This is a genomic window from Sphingobium sp. D43FB, from assembly GCF_002312805.1.
Classification (GTDB): Bacteria; Pseudomonadota; Alphaproteobacteria; order Sphingomonadales; family Sphingomonadaceae; genus Sphingobium.
On the sequence record NZ_NMUA01000003.1, the window covers coordinates 44,559 to 58,797 of the forward strand.

At 58.0% G+C, this 14,239-nt stretch carries 9 protein-coding genes; all 9 read right to left on the bottom strand.

Annotation, left to right across the window (positions count from 1 at the left end; all coding sequences use genetic code 11):
- Nucleotides 1–15 precede the first annotated feature (15 nt).
- Nucleotides 16–510, bottom strand: a complete 495-nt coding sequence (gene rimM, locus SxD43FB_RS03715; RefSeq protein ID WP_096061048.1) for a ribosome maturation factor RimM — start codon at nucleotides 508–510, stop codon at nucleotides 16–18.
- A gap of 5 nt (nucleotides 511–515) precedes the next feature.
- A complete protein-coding gene (gene rpsP, locus SxD43FB_RS03720; RefSeq protein ID WP_096061049.1) occupies nucleotides 516–962 on the bottom strand; it encodes a 30S ribosomal protein S16 in 447 nt (148 codons plus the stop codon).
- Between the two features lie 42 nt (nucleotides 963–1,004).
- The gene (gene ffh / locus SxD43FB_RS03725; protein WP_096061050.1) at nucleotides 1,005–2,480 is read right to left on the bottom strand and encodes a signal recognition particle protein; all 1,476 of its coding nucleotides are present in this window, start codon (nucleotides 2,478–2,480) and stop codon (nucleotides 1,005–1,007) included.
- Nucleotides 2,481–4,163: 1,683 nt separating this feature from the next.
- Nucleotides 4,164–4,676 (bottom strand): hypothetical protein, encoded by a 513-nt coding sequence (locus SxD43FB_RS03730; protein WP_141249452.1) that lies wholly within the window; start codon nucleotides 4,674–4,676, stop codon nucleotides 4,164–4,166.
- A gap of 367 nt (nucleotides 4,677–5,043) precedes the next feature.
- A complete protein-coding gene (locus tag SxD43FB_RS03735; RefSeq protein WP_176482665.1) occupies nucleotides 5,044–9,303 on the bottom strand; it encodes an RHS repeat-associated core domain-containing protein in 4,260 nt (1,419 codons plus the stop codon).
- 44 nt (nucleotides 9,304–9,347) lie between these two features.
- On the bottom strand, nucleotides 9,348–9,635 hold the full coding sequence (locus SxD43FB_RS25115) for a hypothetical protein (RefSeq protein ID WP_176482666.1): 288 nt from the start codon (nucleotides 9,633–9,635) through the stop codon (nucleotides 9,348–9,350).
- Nucleotides 9,636–9,926: 291 nt separating this feature from the next.
- Nucleotides 9,927–10,274, bottom strand: a complete 348-nt coding sequence (locus tag SxD43FB_RS24615; protein WP_141249453.1) for a hypothetical protein — start codon at nucleotides 10,272–10,274, stop codon at nucleotides 9,927–9,929.
- Nucleotides 10,275–10,466: 192 nt separating this feature from the next.
- Nucleotides 10,467–11,108, bottom strand: coding sequence for a DUF6118 family protein (locus SxD43FB_RS03745; protein ID WP_096061053.1), 642 nt, complete (start codon nucleotides 11,106–11,108; stop codon nucleotides 10,467–10,469).
- A 15-nt stretch (nucleotides 11,109–11,123) separates the two neighbouring features.
- Entirely contained in the window at nucleotides 11,124–14,117 is a 2,994-nt protein-coding gene (gene traA / locus SxD43FB_RS03750) for a Ti-type conjugative transfer relaxase TraA (protein WP_096061054.1), read from the bottom strand.
- Nucleotides 14,118–14,239 lie beyond the last annotated feature (122 nt).

Below are 14,239 nucleotides of genomic sequence, written 5' to 3' on the forward strand. Positions count from 1 at the left end.
TACTCGCTGTATATACTACTCCACGAACAGCGCGTCAATCACCGCCCGCTCCGCCTCCAGCGTCACCGCATGCATCGGCGCCATGAAGCGTTTGCCGGGCTTGCCCTCGACCGATGGCCGCTGCACTTCGACAATGTCGCCCGCGCCGAAATTCTCGATCGCGATGATCTCGCCCAGCGCTTCGCCCTCGCTCGACAGGCAAGGCAGGCCGATAATGTCGGCATGATAATATTCGCCCTCGGCCAAAGGCGGCAGGGCGGATCGCGGGACGGTCAGCGCCGTGCCGCGCAGGGCTTCGGCCGCGCCGCGATCGCCGATCTCGGCAAAGCGGGCGACCGCGCCATTGGGGCCGGGGCGCACCGACTTCAACGTCAATGTGCGCCCCGCCGCATCGAAACTGCCAAAGGCTCTGAGGCTTTCGGCCCCTTCGCCAAACAGCTTGAGACGGACTTCGCCCGCCACCCCATGCGCCCCGACGATCGCGGCGAGCGTGACGGGCTTGTCCGTCAAGACAATCAGCCCTCGGCCTGTTCGGTCGCGGCTTCCTCGGCGGGAGCCTCTTCAGCAGGCGCTTCGGCAGGCGCCTTGGCGGCTTCTTCAGCGGCAATGCGCGCTTCTTCGGCTTCAGCCAGCTTGGTCGCACGGTCTTCAGCGCGATCCTTGGCCTTCTGACCCGGCACGGCCTTGTTCGGATTGTTGCGGACGATCCGCTCCTTCACGCCAGCGGCGTCGAGGAAACGGGCAACGCGGTCGGTCGGCTGCGCACCAGCGGCAACCCAATGCTTCGCACGCTCGACGTCCAGGATGACGCGCTTTTCGTCGCCCTTGGGCAGGACGGGGTTGTAGCTGCCGATACGCTCGATGAACTTGCCATCACGCGGCGCGCGGCTGTCGGCCACGACGATGCGATAATAGGGGCGCTTCTTGGAACCACCGCGCGAGAGACGAATGGACGTTGCCATGGAACTTAACCTTTCTTCACTAAATCAAATTACGGAAATTGCTTATTTCTTCATGAAATTCTGAAAGCCCGGCGGCAATTTGGGCATGTTACCACCCAGTCCGCCCAGGCCCGACAGATCGGGACCACCAGCGCCGCCATCCGGCCCGCCAAGACCACCCAATCCGCCCATTCCACCGCCACCGGTGAACATCTTGGCCAGCCCCTTGAGGCCACCCATTTTGCGGATCTTCTTCATCGCGCCTTCCATCTCCTGATGCATTTTCAGGAGGCGGTTGACGTCCTGCACGGTCCGCCCGGCACCCTTGGCGATGCGGATCTTGCGCTTGGCGTTGATCAAGGCGGGGCGTTCCCGCTCCTTGGGCGTCATCGACCCGATCATCGCGTCGAGATGGATCAGCGTCTTGTCGTTCGCGCCGCTATTGGCCATCGCTGCCTGCGCTTTTTTAAGGCCCGGCAACATGCCCGCCAGCGCGCCCAGGCCACCCATGCGGCGCATCTGGTTGAGCTGCGCGCGCAGGTCGTTCATGTCGAACTGACCCTTGGCCATCTTCTTGGCGAGCTTGTCGGCCTCGTCCGCGTCGATGCTCTCGGCGGCCCGCTCGACCAGCGACACGACGTCGCCCATGCCCAAAATGCGCTGCGCCACGCGCTGCGGATGGAACGGCTCGATCGCGTCGAGCTTCTCGCCCGTGCCCGCAAACTTGATCGGACGGCCCGTGACCGCCCGCATCGACAGCGCCGCACCACCGCGCGCATCGCCGTCCATCCGGGTCAATACGACACCGGTCAGCGGCACCTGCGCGGTGAAATTCTGCGCGACATTGACGGCATCCTGGCCGGTCAGCGAATCGACGACGAGCAGGATTTCGGCGGGGCTGCTCGCGTCAGCGACAGCCTTCATCTCGTCCATCAGCGCCTGATCGACATGCAGACGCCCGGCGGTGTCGAGCATGACCACGTCGAAACCCTGCAGCTTCGCCGCCTGCAGCGCGCGCTTGGCAATATCGACCGGCTGCTGCCCGGCGATGATCGGCAGCGTCGCCACATCGCATTGCGTGCCCAGCACCGCGAGCTGCTCCTGCGCGGCCGGACGCTGCACGTCGAGCGACGCCATCAGTACCTTCTTACGCTCACGCTCCTTGAGGCGCTTAGCGAGTTTGGCCGTCGTCGTGGTCTTGCCCGACCCCTGCAGGCCGACCATCATGATGACGGCGGGCGGGGTCACGTCGATCATCAGGTCCGACGTTTCGGACCCCAGCGTTTCCGTCAGCGTGTCGGAAACGATCTTGACGACCATCTGCCCCGGCGTAACCGACCGCAGCACGTCGCTGCCAACGGCCCGTTCGGTCGCCTGATCGACGAACTGGCGCACAACCGAGAGGGCGACATCGGCTTCGAGCAGCGCGATTCGCACCTCGCGCATCGCGGCGCGGACATCGTCCTCCGTGAGCGCACCACGCCCCCGCAGTTTATCGAATACCCCACCCAGACGATCGCTCAGCGAATCGAACATCATCACCTCAATTGGACCAAAAGGCCCGGAAAACAGCGCCTACCCTGCCAAAACGACAAAATCGCCGGTGGGCGAAACCTCGCCAACCAGCGTCCATACAAAACGCCTGGTGCATCCTGTTGTCAGGATGCGCGCTCAATGGATTTGTCAGGGACCGAACGGCAAACCGCCCGATTGCTGGCGTGCGCTTAGAGGAAAGCGGCGAGAATGGCAAGCGCAGCGCGCGGACGGACTGGTGGAAGAGCCGCGCCACGGTCGTCATTGCCGCGAAAGCGGGGATCCATCTCCCCAGCGCCGCACTTGGGAGGCCGCAAGAAGATGGCTTCCCGCCTTTGCGGGAAATGACGAGATGGGTGGTTCGCAGACACCCATCCCTCGCCGTCACCCCGGACCCTTCGACAGGCTCAGAACAGGCTTGATCCGGGGTCCATGAGCCTCAACCTAGCAATGACGTCTCACCCGTGAGCCAATGGATGCAGGGTCACGCCCGGCATGGCAGCAGGGGGTGGACATTTGCGGACTGCCGGTAGCTGCACAACGCCTGCAAAAGCGCGTCCACATCCTATCCGTCATGCAAGCGCAAGCTGGCATCTCAAGCGGAGGCGCGGAACAGTCGGGCTTGGCACTGGCCGCAACGCCATCGCGCCATCGCCTGAGACCCCAGCTTCCGCTGGGGTGACGGCAAGTGTGGTCCGCGGACACCCATCAAACACCGTCCCCCCGGACTTGATCCGGGGTCCATGAGCCTCACCCTCGCAATGACATCCAACCGTTGAGCCAATGGATGCCGGGTCAAGCCCGGCATGACGGCAGAGGGGTGGTTTGCGGACTGTCGGTAGCTGCGCAACGCCTGCAAAAGCGAATACACATCCTATCCGTCATGCCAGCGCAGGCTGGCATCTCAGGCGGAGGCGCGGAACAGTCGGGCCTGGCACGTGTCGCAACGCCATCGCGCCATCGCCTGAGACCCCAGCTTTCGCAAGGCCACCTATGTTGTAATTCGTTGGAGATAGCAATCTGACGCCTCCAAATCTCGATCACGACCCACAGGTTATACCTCGATAATACCCCAGACGTGCTTCAGGGTGGCCGACATCCGCGCAGGGGGCCATCGTCCAACGGTCAAAAGCAATGTTCAGAGAAAAGACATGGCATTCCTGCCGATGGCCAAGAAGCCACTCAATACACGGTACGTTCGTCCCATTATTTGCCTCATACGGTCCATATCCTGCGATACTGTGTCTCACAGGGTAAGCGCCCCGTTTTGCAAGGCGAGGCGGATGGGTGTTCGCGCCGTCTCGCACGGACAGAGGTGTTTGAGAAACTCAGCGCGCCATATAAGGATTACTCCAAATCATCCTTAAATCGATTAAGTTTGTTAGATTTCATCTCATAGCAGTAGATCGGCTCGACTCCTACTGATGGCACTTGGAGCCTCAGTATTACGCACCGCTCATCAAAAACGTCTACCACTATAGGAAACCGAAAACTCATAGTTCGAGGACGTTCTCCAGATTTTATTAACCATCTTTTCTCGGTATCGTTCACGATAGCTTCGTCTCTCGGAAGGATGGGAAACTGTTCATGGACGATTAAGGGGGTAGATGCCATTATTGCGATGACAATAGTCAACATTTCATTGCCCTCCCAGTGAATAGCAGTCAGCCTTCATATTTTTGTCAATCGCTACCATGGCTGAAAAGTTAAAATGTTCGGTTCTTTCTTGATCCAACGTGCTGATACTGACAGATTGTTGGCAAAATAGCTATATTGGGTTACAGCATGCGTCGTCGTAGCGCTGGCAGACCCCGTTCTCAATGCCTCCATATTCTTCCGGTTGGCGGCATCGAAACTTATATCGATCCGCTCGGCGGCCGTAAAAGCTGCCCAGGCACTATCGGACTGACCCTCGGCCGTGCCGCGCTCCACCTTCTGTTGCTGGCCCCTCAAATTATAGGATATGCGAAGCGCTGAATTCTTGAGCGAACCGCTATTGTCAGGGTCAGGTCCTATCACGCCGACCACCTGACGCGCCGCATCGTAGATGGTGCGCGTCGTGTCACCGGTTCCGCTCAAGGGACCATCGACATATGTGCGATTGCCGATGTCATCATGGCTGTTGGCTGTTGGCTGTTGGCTGTTGGCGGTTGTCGCGATCAGCGTCCCATTGCCTGACCCTCTGGCAAGAAATCTGGCCAACGGCAAAGCCGAACTGGCGACCTTCCAGCACCTCTGCAATACAGCACCGATGCCAAGCCGCCCCACAGGCGCCCGAACAGCAAAGGTCGCCAGTCGGCCGCAGCGCCGCTCCGTGTAGATCATTGTGTAATTCTAATTGCCCGTCTGACCGTATTCAACTGAAATTCATTTCAAATGGGAAAATAATACTATTTATTTATAATTTTATTTACAGCCCATTCTTCGATAAAAGGGAATATAAAATACGAAATAGGCAATAATAAAAAGAAGATAATATATGAATTTGCTATAATGGATATTAATATTAGTGAGATTAGTAATAAAAAAAATACAGTAGATCTAATTATTATTTTCATATTGAATTTCCTTATTTACCTCCGCAAACTTGATTAACCACAGATTGGGCAGATCCTGTCGCCGCAGATCTGATAACGCCAGCCAACCCTCCTCTTTTTATCATTTGCATTATGCTACTTTTCCCCACGCTTTCGAGCGTATCTTTTCCTACTTCACTCCATTCAACATTTGATAATCCCGATAAAAATCCCATTGGTCCAATCTTCTTGCAATTTTCCAGCATATTCTTTTTTTCATCTATTTTATCACTTATGATTGAAGAAACGTTTTCTCCTGCATCCATGATAGGGTTTGGTGTTTCGTATATTTCGATATTTCCATTATAATCTTGGAGATCGAATACCACTCTCCCAACGCATACGTCTCCAATCCAAATACCGGCGCATCGTTGCCCCATAATTTCAATACAGGACTGAGCATCGGGAGGGCAGCTTTCTGATGGGCTCGAAGTACCACTGCCGCCGCCTCCCGGATCACTAGCCATACCACCGCCTGGAGCGAACCCTGCGCTTGCAACAGGCATTTCAACATACTGTATTGCGGTGATAGTTATGTGGGCACCATCGTTGATCGATCCGTTTCTTCCGGATGGATCGACCATGTTGACCGGATCGTTTGCGACATACGCGTACATGTTCATGCCGTCGGCGTAACCAACCGGATCGGTCTGCATGAACCTGCCAAGGCGCGGGCTATAAATGCGCGCTTTATAATACCACATGCCAATGTCGGGTAGCCAGGTCTGGCCGGTATAACCAAACCGGCCCTTGTTACCCGACTGCGGATTACCCCAGCTATCGTAGGCGTTGATGGAGAGTGCGTTTCCGCCGCTGTCGCTGACCGCGACGATGCTCCCGCGCTCATCGGCATGGAGCCAGCGGCGATAGCCATAGCCGCTGTCACCCCCACTGCCGCCTTCATACCACATTAGCGGTTCGTCCGTGCCCGGACCATGAACATAGCGGTTCAGTACATTGCCTGCGGCATCATATTCAGCGACGAGATCTGCGCCGTCATACAGCATTCGCGTTGTGCTGCTGCCACTGGTTTGGAAGAGGCGTGTCAACGGATCATAGGTCATGGCGGTAGCAACGGAACCCGTTGTCGCGCTCTGAAGGAGATTCTCCGAACTGTAATTATAGGTTGTTGTTTCCTGTGCGGTAAGGTTGCCACGTGCGTCATAGCTGGGCGACACGCTGCCTGCCGTCAGATACTGGTTCAGCCCATTTGTGGTGTATCCGCGATCAGCATTATATTCCTGCCGCATTGCATAGCTGTCGTTGGTGGCCGATCGCGATGTGATCTGGCTGGCAGGGTTATAGCTGTATCCCGATACCTGATCAGCTGTAGCCGATGGAAAATCCTGATTTAACTCGGACAATCTCGATACCGGATCATAGTTATAATATGTAACCGTCCCGTTGCCGCGCGTCATGTTGGCGCGTCGGCCCAGATTGTCATAGTTGATATAATTGACGCCTACGCCGCTGGCCGCGCCAGATTCCCTGATCGCCCACATCGCACCATCATTGTGATAGTCATAGGTGGTGAAGAAGCCGCCGGGAAGATCGAGCCGCGTGCGCCGTCCAGCAACATCCCAGGTGGACGTGACCGTGCCAAGCGGACCTGTCTGCGTCAGATTGCGGCTCAGCGCATCATAGGTGAACGACAGCGCATTACCACTTTGAGAAGCCGAGATGACCCGGCTGAGCAGGTCGTAGCCATAATTTACGTCGGGTTCGCTGCCGGGCAGGTTTTTCACTGTCGACCGCGACAGGTCGTCATACCCCAGCAGGATCGACTGGCCATCGCGCGTCCGCCATGCCGTCACCAGATTGTTGCAATGGGTGGCGTCGCAGTCATAGGTTGCCTGCTCAAAATCTGTTGTCGAGCTACTTCCCGGTGTCGCTGGCAGGGGATAGCGCGTCTTTACCAGTCGATCATGGCCATCATACTCGTAAGTGGTGCGATTATTCTTCGCGTCGGTCAACGTCGAGACCCGACCATTGTTGGTGTAGGTCGAACTGGACACGTTGCGCACCAGCGGCGTGCCATAGCCTTCCTGGACCGTTGTCACCCGGTCCGCATTGTCGTGCAGCGTTTTGACAATTCGATCTGGCCCTTGTGTTCCAGCCGCACCGGTCGCGCACGCGCCGGTACTCGCGATTGTCGTGAATACCGCTGAATTCATACGTTGCGCCACACAATCTGGCAGATTGTTGGCCAGATAGCTATATTGGGTTACCGCATGTGTCGTTGGCGCGCCGACAGACCCCGTTCTCAATGCCTCCATCTTCTTCCGGTTGGCGGCATCGAAACTTATATCGATCCGCTCGGCCGCCGTAAAAGCTGCCCAGGCACTATCGGACTGACCCTCGGCCGTGCCGCGCTCCACCTTCTGTTGCTGGCCCCTCAAATTATAGGATATGCGAAGCGCTGAATTCTTGAGCGAACCGCTATTGTCAGGGTCAGGTCCTATCACGCCGACCACCTGACGCGCCGCATCGTAGATGGTGCGCGTCGTGTCACCGGTTCCGCTCAAGGGACCATCGACATATGTGCGATTGCCGATGTCATCATAGCTGTAGGCGGTTGTCGCGGTCAGCGACCCGTTGCCCGACCCTCTGGCAAGAGATCTGACCAGAAGATTGTTACCTACACCCGCAGTCTGTGGCCCGTAGCCGATAGTTGTCTTCGCCTCGTCGGCCGCGCCGTTGCAGGTGGCTGTCGTTTGACAGGTTGACGTACCCGTTAACCGATAGACCGTCTGGCCCGATGCTACGATCGCGCTGCTGGAGACCTTGTAGAAAGCCTGGAGACCTGAATAGCTGTAGCGTGTCTGTGGACGAATACCTCCACTCGTGGCGGAGGGCAGTGTTACGGTCAGAACCCCACCATGGGTCGGATCATATGTATAGTTGGTGACCTTGCCGCGCTCATCGGTGCTGCTGTTTGGCTTATTGCAGGTCCGCACATTGGTGCAGGTAGCATCATAGCTTGTGAATGTTTCGATAGGGGCCAATCCCGAACCAGCTTTCGCTACCAACCGGGTTCTGACGATATTCCCTCTTCCCCCCGCAACAGAACAGTTCGTCAGATCATCGTAACAATATTCTGTAGCATTCCCCTCCGGCATGATGACCTTGATCATTCGACCACTGGCATCATATTCCCATTGGGTAGTTTGCGAGATCGGCGTTGGTGTCGTGACTGAAATCATCCGCTGCTTCGAAAGCGAAAATTTGTATGTCGTCGCATGCGATAAAGCGTCCGTTTTGATCAGCGTTCTCACGTCTCCAGCGTCACTCCATGCATAGCTGGTCGTGCCGACTGCCGTGGTAAATGACGAAACGCGCGACCCCTCTGGATAGCCTGAATAGGCTATTGTGAAATCTTCGCTGGTGCTGCCGGGCAAGGTTATCCCGGCGATGAGGCCGCTGTTCAAGCGATACATCGTGGCCCGGTTCAAGGCATCGGTAATCGTATACGTCGACGTGCCACTCATCGTCATTGTCTGGGTAGCACCACCCGAGGAGACCGCAAGGTTGCTGCCCACGATTTGAATGGGCTTGGACCATATTGCGAAATCGGGCTGATTGTCCGGGTCGTCGGGATTATATGCTGGTATCGGTCCATAGGAAAATGCCATTTGATAGCCAAGATTGCTACGGACAGTCGCTATTCGGTACGCATAGGTCGTGATGCCACATAAGCTTGGATCGGTTGGATTTCTCACTTCACAGAAAGGAATCGAATCGTAACTGTAGTAAAGGCGGTCGCCCGCAGGCCATGTTACATCCACCACCCGTCCCTGATTGCTATAGTAAGGCGGCGGTGTGCCGTAACTTCGGTAAAATCTGACGATCGTGCCGTTTGATTGCGTATAAGTGAATATAGCGGTCGAGGAATCGAACGTCAGCGTTGCGCCATTTCCCTGGGTCGGTGTGTAGGTAAATCCTGACACTGTGAACTCGTCAGACACGCCACCCATCGCGACGGTCATTAGCGACCCGCTCTGAAAAAGTGAGAAAGTCAAACTGTCAGTCCACGCCCTCCCGCGCCACGATTGATGATAATAGAGGGCTGGTTTAGCTTGGTCACCGAGGCTGATCCGGGGAGCGTCAAGATTATATGTGCCCCAGAACAGATCGACACCATTCTCGTCGATCGCCTGCCGGACTGGTGCTGGTTTTGCCAACTGCGCGAACGCTGGAGACCATGCCCCAGAGAGCTGAAAAATGGCGCATAGGACCAGCAACAATCGCTTCACGAATTTTCCCCCTGGTGCCCCCGGTAATGCCTGCCAATCCATTATCAGTTATCGGGTATGGGAATGACCTTCAGCCCATTGAGCGGCACCACGATCACCTTGCTGACTGACCCAGTCACCTGATAGTTCACGCGATTGTCGGCCGCGTCATAGGTCGTGCTCATCTGCACCCCGCTATTGACTGTGCCTGTTGTGCTGGCCTGAATGAGCCTGCCCAACGCGTCATATGTGTAAACGGTCGTGCTCGATGCCTGCGCGGCACCAGCACCGCCAACGCTCAGTGCCGCCATGATGAGCGCACAAGCCCTTGATATGCGAATGCTGATGCTCATGGCCCACCTCCTGCTCAATGCCGCAATGTCAAAATGACCATCATAGATTTCTGATCGATAGATTTTCTTGTCATGAGTGCGAATTAGTAAAAAATCTTGGCCAATCATTTTCGCCTGGATTTTCCGAGATTTACTGATCCGCCTATCTGTGAAATTTCGGCTAAATTTGGATTTTATTCGAAAATAGTTATCCCAGCCGATCGATATATTGAAACACTCATCTGCATAATTTTTTGCAGAAATTAATATGCACCATTCGACACAAATTTTTATCTTACTATCGTAACAGTTTTAGTCTCTCAGACTTACATTGACTGCTTGAGGAATCGTTCCCCATGGAGAGGACACGCAACCGTTGAGCCAGCCGCCCAAGCGTTTGCCACTTGCTTTGGCGGTAAGCGCGGTAGCAAGCATGCGGTCCTGAATTTCAGAGTTTATGGCAACCAGTGACATTCTGGTTGACGACGAGCAACTGTCCGGGTTGCTGATCCCTGTCGCCCTGACATAGACAGTTGCGCCGCCGCCCTCGACAGATACTTCTGTGATGTAAAATGTCCCTGCATCACCTGCAGCCTGTGCTGGCGCAGAAGACAATAAAACATAAGCGCTTACAACAAAGATATTGATTCTATTGACCATAATCCACCTATGCCGATGAAAATACACAAAAAATCAAATGCAGGCGCTATTGAATGAGACAATGCACATTCATTTTGAAATGATTCTCATTTGAGAAAGCTGTCATTGTTGCAGAGGCATTGCAATCGACATTAGCAGACCATGATGGTGATTTTTTACGAAACGAATTGTAAATCATATAAATTGAGATTCTCAAGGTCGGCACGATCCCGCTGCGCGGCGCGTCTCGGGCGCAGCAGTAATGGCCTCCCATGCGTCAGCATCGCCCGCGTGCATCATACGCTCCCCCGCGTCCCAGAGAGATGCCTCGCCCATGATATGCGCAGCCATGCCTTCTGGCATGTGCCAGCTTGTCGGCAGTGCGCGCAGGACAGCGCCAGGAAGGATTGACCATAGGAGGCATCCGGCCGCTAATCCTGCACTTGCCGCCCATATCAGGTGCCTGCGCTGTTCATGGGCGCTGCTGATTGTCCGGGCGAGCGAATGGATGATCCGCGCGGCCTCCTGATGCCCTTCGCGCGCCTCCCGCAGCGTGTCCTTGTCAGTAGCGCGGGCACTGACCGCAGCGGCATCCATCCGTGCCGCCATTTTCTCCGGGGTCAACTGCATGGCGGGCATTTGAGCGATGGCAGCCAGCCCCTGGGCAACGGCAGCGAGGCGCGTGTTCATCTGCCCCAGCGTGGCGCTGTAATCGGGAATATCGATGCTTGCCCGTTCGGCCGCCAGATGCTCGACCGCCCGCGCCATCATCGCAATGCGCCCGTCGAGCCGGGCGAACGCCTGTGCGGCCGTCTCTTCCTTGGGTTCGTTCAATGCCGACTGTTCGTCCTTCATGCGTCTACTCCTTGTCTAGCGGCTCATGCCGCGACCGATGTCGCGTCCGTGATCGAAGGGAATGGAGGATGCGAGGTCATGTGAGAGGCTACGGCCCGCCTGCTGGCCGATCTCAAGCCCAAGCTCCCGGCTGCGCAGGCCCAGCACCGATTCAAGCTGGGCGTCGCGCTCAAGGCTTTTCGCCATGCCCGCCATCTGCTGCGCGGCGCTCTTCGCGCCCCGGAAATTGCGATCACGCACCAATTCCGCATGATGACGCTGCAATTGCTGCCACCCTTCCACGAACCGGTCGGCCCGCTGGAAGGGGTCCATGCGGATTTCGGTTTCCAACTGCATCGCCCGCACGGCGGCCTGGCCGCGCCCCTCGGCAGACTCGCGGATAAGCTCCGGGCTGCTGCGGAAAGCGCTGCTCAAGTCCGACGAACCTTCAGGGCGGATGGCGTCCAGAGCATCACGCGCCCTGTCCAGCGCCTCGCGCTGATGGGGCATGGCGTCCAGACCCTGCGAACGAGCCTGCTGGATCGCGTCCAGCGCCTTAGCATAGCGCTCCACCGCACCACGCACGCCGCCTGCCCGAAGCGGCTGCATGTCATATTCGGGCTGGCGCTGAACGGCCCGCTCCTGCGCGGGCGGCTCGGCCTTGGGCTGAAAGCCCGCGAAAATGTCGCGCTCCTGCTGCTGCGGCATATTCGGCCGGAAACTGTCGAATATCCCCCGCGCCTTCTCGACTATGGGCCTGACGATTTCCGCGATCCGCTCGCCAAAGCTAATGCCGCGCCGCTCGGCATATTCCCTTGCCGGGTCGGCTTGTTTGTAATCGGTCGCCATGTCCTTGGCGCGCTCGCGCGAAAGCCTGCGGACAAGCCGGGACTGATCGCGAAAATCGTCGCGGCCATAATGAAGCGCCATGCCCTCCCGGTGGCGGGACATGGCGACATACGCCCCATGGCGATCCATCCCCGGCGTCGCGAGAACATGCGCCCTGTCCACCGTCATGCCCTGCGCCTTGTGGATGGTGGCGGCATAGCCGTGGTCGAGGTCGCGATAATCCTTAATATCGAACGCCACGGAACGCCCGTCATCGGTGCGGACGGACATATGGCCTTCGTCCACATGTCCGATGGTGCCCAGCGTGCCGTTCTTCACCTCAAGGCTGCGCTCGTTGCGCAGGAACATGATGCGGTCGCCAGACGCGAATAGCCGGTCGCCACGCTCGGTCTTCACCTGGCGCTCGTCGCCCAATTCACCCGCATTACGCATCGCCGCGCGCGCCGCCTCGTTAAGATCGTGCACCTCGGCATTGGTGTGGGTCAGTATTATGCGGCTGGCGTCGGGATCGGCCTGCCGTTCACGATCCCAACGCTCGACAAGATCGCGCCGCGCATCCTCGCGCGTCTCGGCCTGATGCACCATGCCCTTGTCGGCATAAGCGGCAATCGCCTCGCCGGTCCTGCCGGTGGCCAGATGCCGGGTGGCGCTCTGCTGCCAGCCTTCATGCTGGCGGCGAACCTGCGTGATCTCGATGCCGCCATGGCGCTCGTGGATTGCGCGAAACGCCGCGCCCGCCTCGATCGACTGCAATTGCTGCGGATCGCCGACAAGAACGACCTTCGCGCCAGCCTCGGCGGCATGGGACAGCACGCGCTCCATCTGGCGCGTGCCGACCATGCCCGCCTCGTCAATCACCAGCACGTCGCGAAAATTGAGCAAATCGCGACCCTGCGCCCAGCTATGCTCCATGCTGGCGATGGTGCGCGAAGCGATGCCGGAGCCGTTCTCCAATCCCTCGGCGGCGATGCCCGCAAGCGCCGCGCCACGCACATTAAGGCCCGCGCTTTCCCACATGTCGCGCGCCACGCCCAGCATGGCGCTTTTGCCGGTCCCGGCATAACCCAGCACCAGTGACAATCCGCGCCCGTCCGTTATATGACGCAGCGCGGATTCTTGTTCTGCTCCCAGGACAAGACCTGCACTCTCGGCGGTTCGAATGGCGTAGGTCGCCGCCGCCGAGAGACCATCGCTCCGCTCCATCGCAAGCCGGTCAGCCGCATGGCTCATCCGCCGCTCGGTCTCGATCATCTCGCGAGAGGTGAACCGATCATCGCCGCGCCCGTCCTTGCCCAGGGCGATCAGATCGGGCGATCCGCGCACCGCGCGCATGGCGGCGTTAAACTGCTCCTGCCCGTCGCTATGCCGGTGGATGAACATCGCCATATCACGGTTGGTGAATGTCGCCTGTTGATGGGTAATCGCGTTAAGCGCGATGCCGGGATCAGCGATGATGCGTTCGCCATTTTCGTGTGCGATCTCGCGGTGCATCTCGGCGCGATCGGCTTCCAGTCCCTGCGCGTCCATCCGGTGCGCAGGACCGCCGATCTTGCTTTGCGGTTCAAGGTCGATGCCCTGATTGGCAAGGCTGCGGTGATCGATGCGCGCGTCAATGTCGAGTTCGGCAAGGCGGGTGTTTACATGATCGGCCCAGCGTTCGCGCCAGCGCTCGACATTCTCATGATCGTTCCATTCGCGGACCTTCGTCCCGAAGCCAGCGGTGCCGTCCTCGCGCTGCACAACCTCCCGCATGGTGAGCATGACATGGGCGTGCGGCTTGGGCTGGCCATCCGCGCCGATATCCCAATGCACATTGAGGTCGGCGATCATGCCGCGATCCACAAACTCGGTGGACACGAAATCACGAGCAAGCTCGATGCCCTGCGCCTTGGTCAATTCGCGCGGAATGGCGAACTCGACCTCGCGGGCAAGCTGTGCGTCCTTGCGCTTCTCGAACGCCTCGACCACGTTCCACAGGCGCTCGCGGTCGCGCCATTGTTCGGGCGCGCCTTCGGGCAACATGATCTCGCTATGCTCTACGCCGGAGCGGGCGCGGAAATCTTGCGGCCGGTCGAGGCGCTGGTCGTGCAGGCGTTCGCCCGCACGATAGGCGGCGGCGGAGACGGCGGAGCGACCCGTCGCGCGACTGATGACCTGAACGGAGAGATGGAAGATCGCCATGACGATCGTCCATCTACTACGCTCAAGCGCACGTCGGAACGACGTATAAGCGCGCCCTTCTCGAAAATTTCTCGGACGGGACTAGGCGGTGTCAGGCTGTCCCGGCGACTCTACTGCGCGGC